This is a genomic window from Pedobacter sp. CAN_A7 (assembly GCF_015752175.1).
GTDB lineage: Bacteria > Bacteroidota > Bacteroidia > Sphingobacteriales > Sphingobacteriaceae > Pedobacter.
The window spans coordinates 297,097-313,256 of record NZ_JADOUW010000002.1; the positions used below are offsets into that span (position 1 = coordinate 297,097).

At 42.4% G+C, this 16,160-nt stretch carries 12 protein-coding genes; 3 read left to right on the forward strand and 9 right to left on the reverse strand.

Features of this window, described 5'->3' with window-relative positions; all coding sequences use genetic code 11:
- Positions 1-59: 59 nt before the first annotated feature.
- A complete protein-coding gene (locus tag IWX76_RS07480; protein ID WP_196859285.1) occupies positions 60-1,097 on the reverse strand; it encodes a LacI family DNA-binding transcriptional regulator in 1,038 nt (345 codons plus the stop codon).
- A gap of 301 nt (positions 1,098-1,398) precedes the next feature.
- Here IWX76_RS07480 and IWX76_RS07485 point away from each other — a divergent pair, with 301 nt between their 5' ends.
- Positions 1,399-2,589: a DcaP family trimeric outer membrane transporter gene (locus tag IWX76_RS07485; RefSeq protein ID WP_196859286.1), complete on the forward strand. Its 1,191-nt coding sequence runs from the start codon at positions 1,399-1,401 to the stop codon at positions 2,587-2,589.
- Positions 2,590-2,616: 27 nt separating this feature from the next.
- Here IWX76_RS07485 and IWX76_RS07490 read toward each other — a convergent pair whose 3' ends face one another.
- Complete coding sequence (locus IWX76_RS07490; protein WP_196859287.1) at positions 2,617-3,984, reverse strand: amidohydrolase; 1,368 nt, start codon at positions 3,982-3,984, stop codon at positions 2,617-2,619.
- Between the two features lie 161 nt (positions 3,985-4,145).
- Between IWX76_RS07490 and IWX76_RS07495 the strand changes: the two genes are divergently transcribed.
- Together IWX76_RS07495 and IWX76_RS07500 are read left to right on the forward strand one after the other, a co-directional pair.
- The gene (locus tag IWX76_RS07495) at positions 4,146-4,772 is read left to right on the forward strand and encodes an OmpA family protein (RefSeq protein WP_196859288.1); all 627 of its coding nucleotides are present in this window, start codon (positions 4,146-4,148) and stop codon (positions 4,770-4,772) included.
- A gap of 27 nt (positions 4,773-4,799) precedes the next feature.
- Positions 4,800-5,345: a PRC-barrel domain-containing protein gene (locus tag IWX76_RS07500; RefSeq protein WP_196859289.1), complete on the forward strand. Its 546-nt coding sequence runs from the start codon at positions 4,800-4,802 to the stop codon at positions 5,343-5,345.
- A 77-nt stretch (positions 5,346-5,422) separates the two neighbouring features.
- Here IWX76_RS07500 and IWX76_RS07505 read toward each other — a convergent pair whose 3' ends face one another.
- The 7 genes from IWX76_RS07505 to IWX76_RS07535 form a co-directional block, all read right to left on the reverse strand.
- Positions 5,423-7,531: a family 20 glycosylhydrolase gene (locus IWX76_RS07505; protein ID WP_196859290.1), complete on the reverse strand. Its 2,109-nt coding sequence runs from the start codon at positions 7,529-7,531 to the stop codon at positions 5,423-5,425.
- Positions 7,532-7,534: 3 nt separating this feature from the next.
- Positions 7,535-8,227 carry a DUF3823 domain-containing protein gene (locus IWX76_RS07510; RefSeq protein ID WP_196859291.1) on the reverse strand — a complete coding sequence of 231 codons (693 nt, stop codon included), beginning with the start codon at positions 8,225-8,227 and terminating at the stop codon, positions 7,535-7,537.
- A 21-nt stretch (positions 8,228-8,248) separates the two neighbouring features.
- Positions 8,249-10,030, reverse strand: a complete 1,782-nt coding sequence (locus IWX76_RS07515) for a RagB/SusD family nutrient uptake outer membrane protein (protein WP_196859292.1) — start codon at positions 10,028-10,030, stop codon at positions 8,249-8,251.
- 13 nt (positions 10,031-10,043) lie between these two features.
- Positions 10,044-13,415 carry a TonB-dependent receptor gene (locus IWX76_RS07520; RefSeq protein WP_196859293.1) on the reverse strand — a complete coding sequence of 1,124 codons (3,372 nt, stop codon included), beginning with the start codon at positions 13,413-13,415 and terminating at the stop codon, positions 10,044-10,046.
- A 271-nt stretch (positions 13,416-13,686) separates the two neighbouring features.
- Positions 13,687-14,766: a FecR family protein gene (locus IWX76_RS07525; protein ID WP_196859294.1), complete on the reverse strand. Its 1,080-nt coding sequence runs from the start codon at positions 14,764-14,766 to the stop codon at positions 13,687-13,689.
- 63 nt (positions 14,767-14,829) lie between these two features.
- Positions 14,830-15,396, reverse strand: a complete 567-nt coding sequence (locus tag IWX76_RS07530; protein ID WP_196859295.1) for an RNA polymerase sigma factor — start codon at positions 15,394-15,396, stop codon at positions 14,830-14,832.
- A gap of 232 nt (positions 15,397-15,628) precedes the next feature.
- Entirely contained in the window at positions 15,629-15,949 is a 321-nt protein-coding gene (locus IWX76_RS07535) for a hypothetical protein (protein ID WP_196859296.1), read from the reverse strand.
- Between the last annotated feature and the right edge of the window lie 211 nt (positions 15,950-16,160).

Below are 16,160 nucleotides of genomic sequence, written 5' to 3' on the forward strand. Positions count from 1 at the left end.
TTTCAATCAATTACGTTTCTATAATTTCCTTATAACAGCCCTGGAAGTAAGCCGTGTTGCTATAGTGTGTTTCCCCTGGTGTTCTCGACGAGTTTAGACTCAATTATAAAATTGTAAAAGGCCGCCGGTTTACCGGGACTTCTTTCTTTTTGAGCAAGTAGTTCAAATAAAATGTCTGTTGCTTTTTGGCCCTGTTCGTAGGGGAACTGCTCTACAGAGGCCACCGGAACGTGATCCATATAATTGATAAGGGGGAGATTAGCAAAACTTACGAATTCCAGGCTATTATTTCCAGAGATCTGTAGTGACCTTGTCTTTTTAATAGCGAATAAAGCAACATAATCATTAAATGTAACGATGGCAGTTACCTTCCTTTTATTGGCTAATAGTTCTGTCAAACATCTTTCTGTATCTCCTTCTGTAAGGTCACAGTTCACTATAAGCGAGGGATCGAATTTTAGCCTGTGTTTCTGCATGGCTTCAATATATCCTTCCTTACGTTCATTGCTTGCAAAAAGTGTTTTTGGGCCATTGATCATGCCAATGGTCCGATGTCCTTTTTTTAACAGGAAGCTGACCGCTTCAATAGTGCCTGTTTCCATATTGCAGGCCACAGAATGAATATTTGGCATGGGCGGTATCCTGTCAAAGAATACAACGGGAATGTCGTAATCTTTCAGTCGCTCAAAATGCTCAAATGTACAGGTGTCTTTAGCTAATGAAACCAGCAAGCCATCAACCCGGTGTTTCTTCATTTTGTCTACCAGTTCTATTTCTTTTTGTTCGTCATCATGTGATTGCGCAAGCAGCACCGTGTAATTCTTTTTATAGGCAGTTTCTTCAATTGCACTCGTAGCAGTAGAAAAAAACGCTTCAGAAAGCTCCGGCAGAATAACACCAATGGTATGCGTTTTCCCTTTTTGAAAAAACACCGCTGATTGATTCGGTTCGTAGTTCAGTTCATTGGCGACCTTTCTGACTTTTTGTCTCATCGTTAAACCGATGCTTGGATGGTCATGGAGCGCCCTTGACACGGTTGAGATAGATATGTTTAATCTTATAGCAATCTCTTTTAAGGTAGCAGGTTTCGTAAACATAAATGAATAATTAGGCTATCCCATGCAAGGTATGTATAAATGGCTTATTTAATTTGAAGAATTCAAATTCATTATTGAGCAAAATCTGCCGATTTATTAATGTGGATTTCATCTATGATGTGTTGTGATGAAGAAACTTGTTGTTTTTTTTGCTGAGTAATTAATAATAAACTGTAAATTGTAATGTAAGTCATACTATACGAATGACTTATGATTATTGACTATTCTGGCGTTAATGAAGTAAAGCATTGATCAAATGGATTGTTTCAGTTTATTCCGAAATATAAAATTTCTGCAGGTGTTGTACATCCAACTATTCCTGTGCGGTATTGGTCAGGCAATAGCCCAGGAACAGGAACTGAAAAAAGGATTTGAAATATATGGTTTTGTTAAAGCAGATATTGGCTATAATTTCAACCAGACAGATCCTAACTGGTTTGATGTTTTACGCGTCACCAAACTTCCCAAGTTTGAAGATCAATTCGCACCAGATGGAAAAATTTACTTCGGTGTTCGCCAAACGAGATTGGGATTCAACAATTGGACACCAACATCCCTGGGCCAGCTTAAGGCCAATTTTGAGTTTGATCTTTTTGGAGTGGGGCCGGATGTCGGTCAAACCACTTTTCATTTTCGAAGGGCATACATTGAGCTTGGGAGGTTTACGGTCGGACAAACGGAAAGCCTATTCACAGATGTTGATGTAACTCCAAACACCCTGGACTTCGGTGCGCCACCGAGCAGGGCATTTCTTCGATCTATTCAGGTACGTTATATGAAGGTAAATGAGAAGGCAAGGTGGGGGCTGGCATTAGAACAGCCGGGCGCTATTTCTGATGATGGTATTTATGCTGATAGGATAGAACTTGAAAATGTGAAGCCTCAATTCAAGGTGCCGGATCTTACTGCGCAGTACCGTAGATTCTTGAAAAATGGCTATGTTGAAGTGGCAGGCGTTTTAAAATGGATCAAATGGGAAAATACTGTTCCTAGTCCAATTGACCTTAGTGGAGATGAGATTGGTTGGGGTTTTTACCTTAGCACCACTCACCGGTTGGATAGTAAAACGCTTTTAAAAGGGCAAGTCATTACTGGTAGAGGAATGGAGAACTATTTAACAGATGGCGGTCCTGATATCGGTATAGAAAATAATGTTAGTGATCCTGTCACCCCTTTATTAGGAGTGTCCTTACCGGTGATTGGCGGACTTGTTTTTTTGGAACGTAGCTGGAATAGTAAATTGAGCAGCACAGTTGGATATTCCGCAATACGGATAGATAACTCGGATGCACAAGCAGATAATGCATTCAAAAATGGCCACTATGGCATTTTCAATTTATTGTACCTGCCTGTTTCACAATTTCAAACAGGCGTAGAATTACAGTGGGGGCAAAGGAACAATTTCAGAGATGATTTTAGTTCCTCTGTCATTAGGGTACAATTTTCATGTAAATATAATTTCTCGCTTTTTTTAGAAGAAAAAGGGAAATAAATATAAACCAGCCTGAATCCTTATAATTTACTTTTCTTGTTTTCCCAAAAAATTAAGGGCCATGGATGACATGGCACGTACACCAACTACCAAGGCGCTTTCCTCCACAAAAAATCTAGGATTATGATTTGGCGCTGCTGTAGCAGGGTCTTCACCTTTTTTGGTAACTCCTAAAAATACAAATAGTCCGGGAACCTCTTTAGCATAAAAAGAAAAATCTTCTGAAGCACCTTGTAATAGCGCTTCGCTAACTTTATTGTTTGTTGCACGACGCAAAACAGGCAACATTTCTGAGGCAAGCTTGTCATCATTAATCGTAACCCCGTAATTAGGAGTAATAGTCACTTTTGCCGTTTGACCAGCACCTTCAGCAATACCATTAGCCATTTTGGTAATATCCTTATGTAGTTTTTTCTGCAAGGTTTCATCATAAGCACGGATAGTGCCTGTCATTTCTACGGATTCGGATATAATGTTCTGGCTTGATCCACCATTAACAGTGCCAATGCTGATCACTGCAGGCGAGGCAGTAAGATCTGCTTTTCTGCTCACCACCGTTTGCAGGCCTAATATAATGCTGGCCGCAGTAGGCACTGGGTCAAGTGTGCTCCAGGGCATACCGCCATGGCCACCTTTACCACTCACCACGATCTTCAGGATGTCACTGCTAGCAGTAGTTGCACCACTTTTATAAAAGATCTCGCCACTTTGACCCATCATGACATGTAAGCCAAAAACCGCATCTGGTTTATGTTTCTTGAATATCCCTTCTTCAAGCATCATTTTCGCTCCCCAGGTAGTAGCATCAGGTGTATGGGATCCCTCTTCTGCTGGTTGAAAAATAAACATCACCGTGCCAGGGATATCTTTTTTCATTCCAGAAAGTACCTCTGCGGTTGCCATCAACATGGCGGTATGTGCATCGTGCCCACAGGCATGCATTAATCTCACTTCTTTTCCTTGTAACTGTGTAGTAGCTTTTGAGGCAAAGGGTAATCCTTCTGGCTCCTCAACAGGCAAAGCATCCATGTCGGCCCGCAGGGCGACAATTTTACCAGGCTTACCACCCTTTAAAATGCCAATAACTCCTGTGCGGGCAACGCCGGTAGTTACGTCAATATTAAGACTTTTTAAGTGTTTCGCCACCAATGCCGCAGTTCTGGTTTCGAAGTCCCCTAATTCAGGATGCTGGTGGATATCTCTTCTCCATGCGATCAACTTTTTCTCCACTGCAGCTGCACGTGCTTGAATTTGTTTTTCTATTGCTGTGGTCTCTGTAGATGGTGCCGGGGAATCTGTTTGTGCGTTCAGTTTAACTGAATAAAATAAGCATAAACATGCTAAAAAGACAGCTGAAGCTCCTTTTTTGGTCAACTTAGATATATACGAATGCATAATCATTAGAATAAGTTGTGTTAAGAACATTACGTACCAAAAAAAGTTTTATTCCAGGGAGTCTAATATGCCACGCTAATTACCTCACCAAACATTTTTAAGCCGGCTGTGTTCTATGTTCGATTTCCATTTAGGAAATCTCAAAAACTAAAACAAGAAATATGGCACATCTAGAAGTAGAACCTAAACCGGCAAGACCTTGGTGGGTCTGGCTTATCATTGTAATTTTAGCCATCTTACTGGCAGCGTTGCTTTTCAATAAATGCAACAATGAAACCACAGGAACATCAGGTGATACGATCGCTACTGATTCTACTGAGGCACCAATAGCCATGACGACACCAGACTGGAATAGCGTTGATTTCAACGCAGCAACACAAACTGATCCGGATATAAGCGACAGTGATATCCAGACTAGAAGTAATGGAACTTATACCATTTACACCCTTGGAGAAAATATTCTGTTTCCCTCAGCAGGAAATGACCTCTCTGAAAGTGGCGTGAAAAAACTGGAGATGATTGCAGGGGTAATAAGCAAGCGTTTTGACGGGGCTACAATAGGTGTTTACGGAAGCACAGATTCTACCGGACCAGCTGATGAAAATAAGGAGCTTGGTAAAGAACGTGCCACGTCGGTAAAAGATTGGCTTACAGAAAAGGGAAATATTTCTACTGAACAAGTTTCTGTACAGTCATTAGGAGAAACAGAGCCGGTAGCAAATAATGAAACCAAATCAGGACGTCAACAGAATCGCAATGTATCTATTGTCGTATTTCCAAAACAATAATTTTTATTAACAATTAACGCAAAAACCATGGAACAGAATACATATAGATACCTGCAAGAGTTAAGCCATAGTGATTTTCAGATCGTTGAAGGCGAACCTGATATTACCGGATGGGAAGTTAAAAACGAAATTGGCACCTACATCGGCAAGGTAGAGGAACTACTTTTTGATCCTCAAACACGTGCTGTGCGATACCTGGTTGTCGATTTAAACGATAACCTGATGAATCTTGATGGTAAAAAAGTGATGATCCCGCTTGGGATTGCTCACCTGCATACCAGCGATGATGAGGTTGTATTACCAGGCCTGCACATCGATCAGTTTACGGCTTTACCGGGTTATGATAAAGATACGATTGGTCCGGAAATGGAAGTTCAGATACGAAACATTATCGGAAGCCCAGCAGCACTTAGAATGGAAGATACCATTACTGAGTTTGATCAGGATGCCTTTTATAAACACCATCACTTTGATAAAGGAAGGTTTTATAAGCGTGGAGGAATGCTCGGAAATCCTGAGTCTAGGAACCCAGAAGCCGGAGATGCTGCTGATCCTACAAACACTAGATTTTAATAAAAAAATTGCGCTTAACAGCCACTGTTAAGCGCAATTTTTTTGCATTTCATTCAAAGGGAATGGATCAAGTTGATTTATTTTACACTGAATAGCTCTTCATCAGACAACACCCTGTTCCATATTTGTAAATCATCTATCATTCCATTAAATCCTCCGATTTGATCAAGTGGAAAAAATAAGGTCTCCACTTTCCGCATTTTGGTTTTATCCTTATCGGTATACTGTATCCAGTTGTCCTTCAAGCTTTTCTGTAAACGGCCATTAATGTACAGGCTTGTTCCTTTTGCTGTGCCAGAAATGGTAATATGTGTCCAGGTTTTTTCGGGAACGGTATAATCGAAATCGTAATGGTAACCATCTCTGGAGAATCCAAGTTTTCCACTGTCGCCTTGTTTAAGTTTAACTTCTGAATTGGATGATTTGAAAAGAGAGATATTACTGCCTGGATTGTCGGAAGGATTAATCCAGAAGGACACCGTGTAATCATAGCCGATTTCTTTATAAGGCAGTTTGGCGAAGCTATTTGCGCCGGTAAAGGATAATGCTTTTCCTTTTTTTCCTTTTGCGTAGCTGGCTTGACTGATTGGTATGCTTTTTTCGCGCTTATCGAAAGTATAGGAAGCAACTGGCGATTGGCTGGTGGTTCCAATTTTACCCCTGATGTTAATGGAGGGTCCTTCACCGATGTTTTTTCTTTCCGCATCGAAAGCCTCATAGGTCATTATGGTTTTATCGCCACCCCACATTTTTTGGGAGAGTACCTGCATGGCGGGGAAAACGCGGTCGTTTACATCTTTCTCACTAATGCCATTGCCTACGATATCGTTCCATGCCGCAAATGCACCACCAATAATTGTGCTGTCTCCGGCCGCAAAGCGCACATTGCCAACCTGGAGCGGGCTCCATTTATCATAGATGTTTTTGTAATTCAGGTAATCATAATAATAACCTGCGGCTGGCACAATATATAGCCATCCGTCAGGCGTGCTGATTTGCTTATAGCCCAGTTTCTTCATTTCAATGGGATCGGCATAGCCATTATACCAGGCGTTCATGTTTACGTTTTTGACCCTTACAGGGGTTTTTCCGGCGGCATGGGTGAGGGCACCCCAGATGCGCACGGTTTTTCCATAGCTTTGAACATGTTCAATCATCTGGTCTGTGAAAGCCCGGAAAAGTTCTGCTTCTTTTTTGTCATACTCATCCGTTCCAATGTGGACTTCAGTTCCGGTGAATACAGGCTGATCGCCACTCAGGTATTCTTTGAACACATTTTTCATCATCTCCAGTGAGCCTGGATGCTGTAAATCGAGGTGGTCCATTCCGTAGGCCTTGCTGCCCAGTTCTGGTTTTACTTTGGTAAAGGCCAGCGCATGGGCTGGAGCATCAATCTCGGGGATAATGCGCAGGGCATAGTCGGTGGCCAGGGCCTGCAAAGCGATGAATTCCTTTTTAGTATAGGATCCATCTGTGGCGGTAAGGCCGGGATAGGTTTCGTTTTCTAGCCGGAAAGCAGAATAGGTTTTATCCCAGTTTTCATCGAAATACTTCTTGAAGCCGTTATCGTTCAGGTGAATCTGGAAGTCATTGAATTTGTAATAGGACATGAGTTTTACATAATCCTGCAGGAAGGAAAGGCTGAAAAACTTGCGGCCCACATCAAGTACAAAGCTGCGCACTTTGAATTCCGGGAAGTCTTTCGCGCTCCCTTGTGGAATGCTTTTTTTATGTTCCAGCAGTTGCAACAAGGTGCGTGTTCCATAGAACAGGCCCTTGTAGTTATTTGCGCCGATGCTCAGGTATTCGTTGGCCTTAAAGTGATAGCCTTCTTCACCGATGCTGCTGTCAGTTTCGCTAAGGCTTAACAGGATATCTCCTTTTTTAGGGGCTGTGCTGACAATTTTTAATTCATAGCCTGTTTGCGCCTGGATATCATTCTTTAAAATAGTGGCTGCTTTTTCCAGCTCTTTCTGATGACCGGAAGTCAAAACGATCCTGCTGGAAGACTTAAGCAGGTACTCGCCTTTGCCGCCATGCCATTCCCGCAAAGCGGGAATAACAAAGGGCTGGGGATTGGGTTGGGTGGCGGTTTGCGCCATGGTATAGCCAGACAGACAAATCAGGGTGCCTATGGCCGCTAAAGCCCATAGATGGGATGGCTTTCGGGAGTTTTGCTTAATCATGGGTTATTGTGAATTTGTGGTGATTTCTAACATGGGTGAATAGTTGTAATAACTACCAGTATTGATGGTACGACCGCCGCCACGTACATAATATAGGGTATTAGGCTTTAAACCGGTGATGGTATACTCATAACTGGTGGCTACCACTTTTGCATTGGCGATGGGTTCTGTATCGGTTAAGCCCCTGCTGCCGGCATAATTGTTAACATCTACCGTATGGAAAGGTGCGGCTACTGCCAAAACCCTTGCAATCTTTTGTGTGCTTTTTGCGGATTGTGCCACTTTTACCCTTACCGTGATGCTGGTGCCGGTTTTACTCAATACTTCGGTGGTAATGGTAAGGTAGGGCACGACTTTGATATCTAGTGTTGTTGGGCCGTTTACAGTAACATTCACCGTATCGAGGTAGAAAAACGGGCCGGTTGGCACCACCTTGTATTGGCCGCTAAACATAAATCCCCGGGTATAACTGCCATCGGGATGCAATGCGGTTTGGATGGCAGAGGGCTTAGGGTAATCGGTTTGGAAAAGATGCAGGTAGCCACCGCTAATATTGGTTTGCTGGGGTACTTTGATTCCTGTTTCAGCATCGACAATGTTGCCTGAAAGTTCTGCATCAGGGGAGTCGTAGTTGTCTTTTTTGCAAGCGCTAAAAAGCGCGATGGCAAGGGGTATATATATGAATATTTTTTTCATCTTTTAATTTTGAAGGATTGATTATTGGTAGCCGGGATTTTGAATGTATGGCGGGTTTTGTTGTGGCAGTGGCTCCAGGTACAGGTTCTCAGGGAACGTACGTGTAAGTTTTGGTGCTACTGCTTTTTCAAATGTATATTTCATCTGACTTGGGTCAACACCGTTTTGCCACATAATCCATGGATACAAGGCATGAAATTGGGTATTGTTCAATACTTTCGTAGCCGTATGCCATCTGCGTAAATCCCAAATGCGGTGGTTTTCAAAAGCCAGTTCCACTTTCCTTTCATGTCTGATTTTCTCTAAGTTAACTGTAGCAACCGTTGTGATTCCAGCTCTGCTTCTGATCTGGTTGATGGCGGCTGTGGCTTGTGCAGTCTGTCCGAGTTCAAAAGCAGCTTCCGCATAGTTTAGCAGCACTTCGCCATAACGGAAAACCATCCAAGGGGTGGTCGATCTGCTGTCGTTTACGCGGTTAACAGGGTCCATGAATTTTTTAATATAAAACCCTGTTTTTGTTGGATCGTTGGTGGTTAAAGGACCGTCTTTACCGACGATGGTAAATGTACCGCCTACAGGATAAACAGCAGTAAGACTTTCTGATGTTTTCTTTACCCCATTGTCAATTACGCCTCTCCTGATTTCAAGGGTGCCGCCTTGCCAGCTATCAAACGGCGTTAAAATGGTGGCGAACATTCTCGGGTCTTTTCCTTTAAACAGGTCACCAGGGTTGTCATAAACGATAGGTTTTCCTGCGTTGTCATTGAGTTTAAGGGTGCCCACCGAGCCGTCTATATATTCGTATTCTTCAACCATTTCAAGGGTTGGATTGGTTGCACAACCATAATCTATTTTGAAACTTTGAGGTGCATTAAAAAAATCGAAACTGTGTGCTTTGTCTGGTGCCGAGTAGACCTTGGTAAAAATAGCTTCTGAGTTACCTACGGTTAAAAATAACTGCTGGTAATTGCTTGCTTTATCGGCATTGGCGTTGTACAGCGAAAATTGATTCGACGTGATAATTTCATTCGACGCATCCATTGCTTTTTGCCAGTAAGCACCGGCTAGTCCAGGGCTGATGCCCACTAAACCATTCAGCTGAAAAGTACCGTACTTAGCGCTTGAAGCGGCATAAAGCATGGCCCTGCTTTTTAACGCCAATGCACCGTATTTACTGATGCGGAACTGGTTGTCTGGATCACTTGAATAATTGGCAGGAAGGTCTGCTACGGCAGCGTCTAATTCTGCGGCAATGAAATCATAAATTTCCTGTTCTGTGTTTCGTGAAACCACCAGACCGGGCACATCATCGCCGGTTTGATACTGCTGCACCTGGGCTACCAGGGGCACACCGCCATAACGTTTAACCAAAGCAAAATAATGGAAGGCACGGATAAATCTGGCTTCGGCAAGAAAGCGTTTTTTTGAAGTTTCGTCTACAGCGGATGCTGGAATCTTCTCAATGAAATCGTTCACTCTTCTGATCTTGGCATAATCCCAGCTCCCAAACCAGTTGCCTACTACCGCATTGTTAATGCTGCCCCAAACATAGGCCCGCACGGCCTCATCTGTAGTGGTAGAAGGATAACCAGCCTGATCACTTACCTCGTAACTGAAATCCTCGGTTTGCATGTCGTTATAAAGTGTAACGGTTAATGCCGTGATTCCACTTACACTGCCAAAAGCTACATCTTCGGAAACCAGGTTTTTAGGTGTCCTGTCTAAAAAGTCTTTTTTACATGATGATGCTGTTCCCGTTAGTACCAGGGCGATCATCAGGTGATATATATTAATTTTTTTCATGATAATTTTTTATTTAAAAGCCCACATTTAAACCTAATGTCCAAAGTTTTTGCTGTGGATAAAAGTTGCCACGACCATTGGGTTGCTCCGGGTCGATAAATTTTACTTTGCTTAATGTGAATACATTCTGGCCCGAAACGTATATTCTTGCCGTACGCATACCAATTTTTTCAGTCAGGTGTTTAGAAAAGGTGTAGCCTAAGTCAACATTTTTAATCCTTAAATAGGTAGCATCCTGCATCCAGAACGTAGAATAACGTTGGTTGTTAGGGGTTCCGGAAATCATGGTTGACGGATATTTGCCGGGGATCCATGCACTATTGGTATCATATAGATCAGCTCTGTGCCACCTGTCTGAAAACATGGCTAAGGAGTTGGCATTGTTAAAGAAAGGGTTTTGCAGCTCTTCGCTATAATACCTGTTGAAATTTGCAGCGCCTTGTAAGAGCACAGACAGGTCGAAGTTTTTAAAATTGACATTCAGGTTCAGGCCGTAAAATATTTCGGGTGTTGCGCCTCTGCCGATGACCGTTTGGTCACGGCTGTCGATCACCCCGTCGCCATTGATATCCTGATAGCGAATATCTCCGGGTAAAAGTGTTTTATTTCCCTGCGTGTCCTGCACAGGTGAGGTGTTGATTTCCTGCTGATTCTGGAACTGCCCGATGGATACATATCCTCTACTGATATTCATCCAGCGATCGGTCATGTTACCCTGATAGTTATTTAGCGAGTTGGTTTGTTCACTTTGTTCTAAATAGCCGTACTTGCTGCGACTAAAGGTAAGGTTCGGCGAGATGCTGTACGTCCAGTTGCCAACCGTATTTTTATGGGAAAGTTCCAATTCAAACCCTCTTGTATTGTCGCCATTCAGGTTTTCCTGTGGCAAAGCAGCGCCAAAAGTGTTTGGCAAACTTAAGAGGCGGGTAGCCAGTAAGCCTGTTCTTTTGCGATAGAAAACATCAACGGAAGCACTTAGTTTGCCACTCCATAAGGAAACATCTAAACCGATATTGCTGGTGTAGGAAGTGTACCAGGTAAGCAGTGGGTTAGTTAAACCACTAGTAATTAGACCGGGGATAAGCTGACTGCCGAATTGATAATTGTTTGCCGGATAGTTATAACCTGGGATATAACGGAAGGGAATAATATAGTTAGCTGCACCGGGATCATCACCACCATCATCACCTACTTTACCGAAGGATGCCCTTAGTTTCAGGTTGTCTAGTGCAGTAACGTTTTTCAGGAAGTTCTCCTCGTTAATGCGCCAGCCCACAGATACATTTGGGAAAAATCCGAAGCGGTTTTCGGGTGCAACTTTATAAGTCCCGTCATACCTGAAGCCCATTTCGACTAAATATTTGCTTGCATAGTCATAATTGAATTTACCTACATAACCTTCACGTGCAATTTGTGCGGAACTGCCATCATTGCTTTGGTTGGTAGGTACACCAGCAAATAACTCATCCAGGTTATCTAAGAGAAATTCCCTGTAAGCGGATAAATAAGAGGTATTGGTCGAAGTTCTTTCAAATAACAATAAACCTGAGAGATTGTGTTTACCGCCAAAATTTTTGGCATAGTTCAGGGAAAGCTGAAAGGCCTGGTCGTCCTGATGGTTGTTGTTGACACCCAGGTTACTTGGGTCGTTTGCCGTATAGTCTACATCGTAGGAATTGGCGGCGGTATTGTATTTATAAAGGTTGTATTTTTTGATATATGTTTTACCTTCCGTATCTGTATTTTGATAAGAATAGGTTGCTTTGGCATTCAAACCATCAACCCAGGGTAGGTCATAAGTTAAACGGGCAATACCGGAGAAGAATTTCTTGCGGTTGGAGCTGTAGCCTGAAATTTCGCTATCGGTTTGCGCCAGCGAATTTTGTTGCACATTGGATGGTGCCAGGTAATCTGGATTGTTATTGGCATAGATTGGAGAAATTGGACTTTCTCTTTTGATAGTGGCCATAATAAGTGAGGAAGCTACACCTGGCGCTTGGCGGTCTTCCAGGCGGCCGCTCAGGTTAAGTTCTGCTGTAAGTCGTTTGTTGATTTTTGCACTCAAATTACTGCGGAGGTTATAACGCTTAAATTGGGTGGAGTTGCTCTTCCAGATGGCATCCTGATCTAAATAGCCAACATTGAAAAAGTACTTGACATCTTCAGTTCCACCGTCTACATTTAGGTTTTGATAGTACTGTGGTGCATTGTCGCGGATAGTAGAGTTATACCAATCCGAAGAGGCTAACGTACCATCCTTATACTGGGATACCTGTTCTTTGCTGAAAGGTAGCGATAATACGGCAGCCGGGTTGTTTTGTTTAACCCAGGCATTGATGGCGCCTTCGTTTGTCAGTTCTGCAAACAGGCCTGCGTTGGCCAGCTCCGGATAAGGTGTTGAATTATTTTGTATACCATAATAGGTGCTATAATTTATCCGTGGCTTTCCTAAACCGCCTTTTTTAGTGGTGACCAGGATGACGCCATTTGCGGCACGTACACCATATACGGCGGCTGATGCATCTTTCAGGATGGAAAAGCTTTCAATTTCATTGGCATCGATCTGCGTGAAGTCGGAAGGTACCCCATCAACGATGACCAATGCATTTCCAAATCCCCTGATGTCAATGTTGCTACCGTCCTGGCCTGGTTCTCCGCTGTTTTGAACAGCTCTTAACCCAGGTAAACGGCCAACAAGTGAATTGGTAAGATTGGCTACTGGTGCTTTTGCCAGTTCTGATCCTTTAACCTGTGAGATGGCTGCAGTAACGTTCTGCCTTTTTTGGGTGCCATAGCCAACCACCACGACATCGTTTAATGTATTGGCATTGTCGGGATTAAGCTGAATAGATTTCAAGTCTGCTTTTACGGAAATTTCTCTCGTTTCATAGCCAATGAAGGAAATCACGAGAATGGCGTCTTCCGGAACGTTGTTGATGGAGAATTCGCCGTTTGTATTGGACGCTGCCGTGAGGCTGGAGCCTTTTACCCGGATGCTGGCGCCAGGTAATGGCATATTGGCTTCATCGACAACGCGACCTTGTACCTTGATCTGCGCGTTAATGATGGGTTCATTGTTTAGGCTTGAAATTGGTTTGTATTTGATGATAATGGTGTTTTCCAGAATCTGATAGGACAGCGGCTGGTTGGAGAATACGCTGTTCAATGCCTCCGTTAAGGAGATATTTTTCTTTTTAATACTTACCAGGTTTGCCTTTTCCATAACCTGATCCTGGTAGATTAACAGGTATCCGGTTTGATTCCTGATGGATTGAAGGGTTTTTTTGAGTGTTGCATTTTTTTCATCCAGTGTGATGTTCTGACTGTACACTTTTGCATTGAGCTGTGTAAGTGAGATCAACAATAACAATAGGGTTAATTTCATAACCTTTAATAATTTAGGGGGTAGCCATAATTGAGATATGACTAAATAGTCCGATAAAATTTTCATTAATTTGTGATGGGTTAGGGTTAATTCGAATAGTTGGTTCAATAATCATTTACCTGTTTGCGTGAGGACAAAAACAGGGGGTTAACTCAGATCTTTTGCTGGGAAGTGTTCCACCACTTTCCAGCTTTTTTCCTTTCAACCTTCTGGGGTTTTGTAGCTAATTTTCCATTTTTTGTATTTGGTTAGATGAATATTTGGTTTATTTTTAGTTGGCACTTACGATTATTTTCTTGTCTCCGATGTTGAAATGCAGACCCGTGATGCTCAACATTTCAAGCAGTCTGGATGCTTTCAGATTGCGGGGCAGGTTACCAGTAAATGTGATGTTTGAAACATCATTTTTATAGACTATATCTACATTGTACCATCTAGCGATTTGGAGCATAACGACAGCAATAGGGGTACGGTTGAATTGAAACAAGCCATTTTTCCATGCCAGCACCTCTTCTACATTGGCTTCACTGGCGATGATCTTCCCGTTTCCGGCTGTTGCGGTGGCTTGTTGCCCGGGTATTAAGATGATTTTTTGGCTTTTATTGGAGACACTGACACTCCCCTCTATCAGGGTTGTTTTGACAGTAGGTTCATCATCATGCGCATTGACATTGAAGTCTGTTCCTAAATCTTCAATGGTTAATCCCTTGACTGTGATAAAGAATGGTTTTTTCGATTGATGGACCACTTGAAAATAAGCCTGCCCGGTAAGGGTTACCTTGCGTTCCTTGTCGAAGGATACAGGAAAAGTAACTGAAGAGGCTGCATCCAAAAAGACTTTGGTGCCATCGGGTAGTTCTATTGAAGGCCACTGCCCACCATTAGGTGTCTGTATGGTGTTATAGCCTGACGGCGAATAGCCAAGCGGATGGGATCCATTTTTATAGCTGAGCGTGGTGGAGTCGCTCAGGCTGATTTGTTTGCCGTTGGATAGAATCAATACCGCTTTGTTGCTTCCTGGCAAAAGGTCTTTATTTAAGGTTTTGGCTGGCTTCGTTGTTGTTTCGAGCTGTTGATTAAATAAATGATAAAAACCGAAGGTCAAAATCAGTATAACTGAGGCTGCGGCAAGAATGGCCGGCCAGCGGGGGCGATGTGTCTTTTGGGTATTTCGCTGTATGTCCTTCCAGATGGCCTTTTTGTAGAAATAGAGGTCTTCTGCGCTGAGCGAGGGCTCTGGATTTTGTTTGGCCTTGGCGAGGTACCAGCTTTCCAATAGCATTAGCTCTTCGTGACTGCAGATTCCGGCAGTGTATTTTTCTAATAAGGTGTTGAATTCTATTTGGTTCATAGAAGGGGTTTCCTCTTAATTACTGTTAAGACGACTAACTTTAAAGAGAGTATGAGAGAGCAGTTAAAAAAAGATGAGTATAATTAATGGGCCTAATTTTACTCTTAATATTTTTAGTGCGTTGCTGATCTGGCTTTTCACCGTATGTTCACTAATGTTCAATTGCTGCGCAATCTGTTGATAGGAAAGATGTTGTTTACGGCTCAGGATGAATACTTCGCGCATTTTTGGGGGGAGGGCGTTGATCTCATTTTCAATAATGGCAGCAAGTTCCTTTTCTCTTAGGATGATGTCTGGAATCAGTTGACCTTCACTGATAAACTCATTGATGGATGCTAAATATCCGCTCATCACCTTCTTATGTTTCAGGTGGTCAAAAACTTTATTGCGAACGGCTTTGTAGAAATAGGAAGAGAGGGAGTGGTTAAGGTTTATTGATGCTGCTTTTGTCCAAAATGTAGTAAACAATTCCTGAACGATATCCGCAGCTTCTTCGTTTTCCCGGAGTAAGTTGCGGGCATGAAGAAATAAGACTGACCAGTAGCGCTCATAAATTTCAGCGAACGCATTTTGATTGCCGGACTTAAATAAGGCTACTAATTCATCATCTGTCAACGCATTTAAGGACATCTGCTAAATATAGAAGACTTTTTGCTAGAATATACCTGCAAACGTTTGCGTGATTTCTTCTTCGGCGCTCGTGGTTTCAGCTAATAATTTTTTATCAAACTTTTGTTCAGGTAGGGGCGCAAGTTTCTAGCTGTTTTTTGGTATGAAAGGAGGCTTAATAGCCTCCTTTTTTATTGATTAAATATTGGATTACATGAAGACTTACCGCAAAGATTCCATTAACTTTAAGTTGCTATAATGCAGCTCTTCCCCCCGTGCCTAGCCCCCCAATGCCTATTACATAGCCAATCCAATAAGAAAAACCACTATTGTGTTCTGCATACAAGCTATAGTCCATTCCAAATAATTTTGCAAGCAATGCAAACGGAAATAAAACGACGCCATGGATAATGCCTGAAAAAAAGCCGGCTTCAGAAGATGTGGAACCTGCTGCGGCGCATGAGCTTAAATTGAGTAGACAAAGAATTGCGAAAGTCAGGCAAATTAAAGTTTGATTTTTCACGTGTGAGGAGAGCGAATAATAGGTTAATTTTCTAGGTAATTTTTGGAACATTAGACCTTAAAAACAAATTGTTTTTAAGCCAAAATGCGAGATTGACTAATAGTTAGCTAATAAATTGAAGTCAATCTCTACATTTTTTCGAGAGCTCATGCGTTTTAATAGTTATCTATGGTTTAGATATTAAATTTTTAAGTCCATTGTGCCTAAAGTTCTAGCGTTAGTTTGTTCTCAAAAGTAAAACAACACATCTGCTATTCCTTAC

Bases quoted from the DNA above. Each gene is read 5' to 3' on its own strand.
- IWX76_RS07495 (WP_196859288.1), top strand. From the start codon at position 4,146: ATGGCACATCTAGAAGTAGAACCTAAACCGGCAAGACCTTGGTGGGTC.
- IWX76_RS07515 (WP_196859292.1), bottom strand. From the start codon at position 10,030: ATGAAAAAAATTAATATATATCACCTGATGATCGCCCTGGTACTAACG.
- IWX76_RS07530 (WP_196859295.1), bottom strand. From the start codon at position 15,396: ATGTCCTTAAATGCGTTGACAGATGATGAATTAGTAGCCTTATTTAAG.
- IWX76_RS07520 (WP_196859293.1), bottom strand. From the start codon at position 13,415: ATGAAATTAACCCTATTGTTATTGTTGATCTCACTTACACAGCTCAAT.
- IWX76_RS07480 (WP_196859285.1), bottom strand. From the start codon at position 1,097: ATGTTTACGAAACCTGCTACCTTAAAAGAGATTGCTATAAGATTAAAC.
- IWX76_RS07535 (WP_196859296.1), bottom strand. From the start codon at position 15,949: ATGTTCCAAAAATTACCTAGAAAATTAACCTATTATTCGCTCTCCTCA.
- IWX76_RS07510 (WP_196859291.1), bottom strand. From the start codon at position 8,227: ATGAAAAAAATATTCATATATATACCCCTTGCCATCGCGCTTTTTAGC.
- IWX76_RS07500 (WP_196859289.1), top strand. From the start codon at position 4,800: ATGGAACAGAATACATATAGATACCTGCAAGAGTTAAGCCATAGTGAT.
- IWX76_RS07505 (WP_196859290.1), bottom strand. From the start codon at position 7,531: ATGATTAAGCAAAACTCCCGAAAGCCATCCCATCTATGGGCTTTAGCG.
- IWX76_RS07490 (WP_196859287.1), bottom strand. From the start codon at position 3,984: ATGCATTCGTATATATCTAAGTTGACCAAAAAAGGAGCTTCAGCTGTC.
- IWX76_RS07525 (WP_196859294.1), bottom strand. From the start codon at position 14,766: ATGAACCAAATAGAATTCAACACCTTATTAGAAAAATACACTGCCGGA.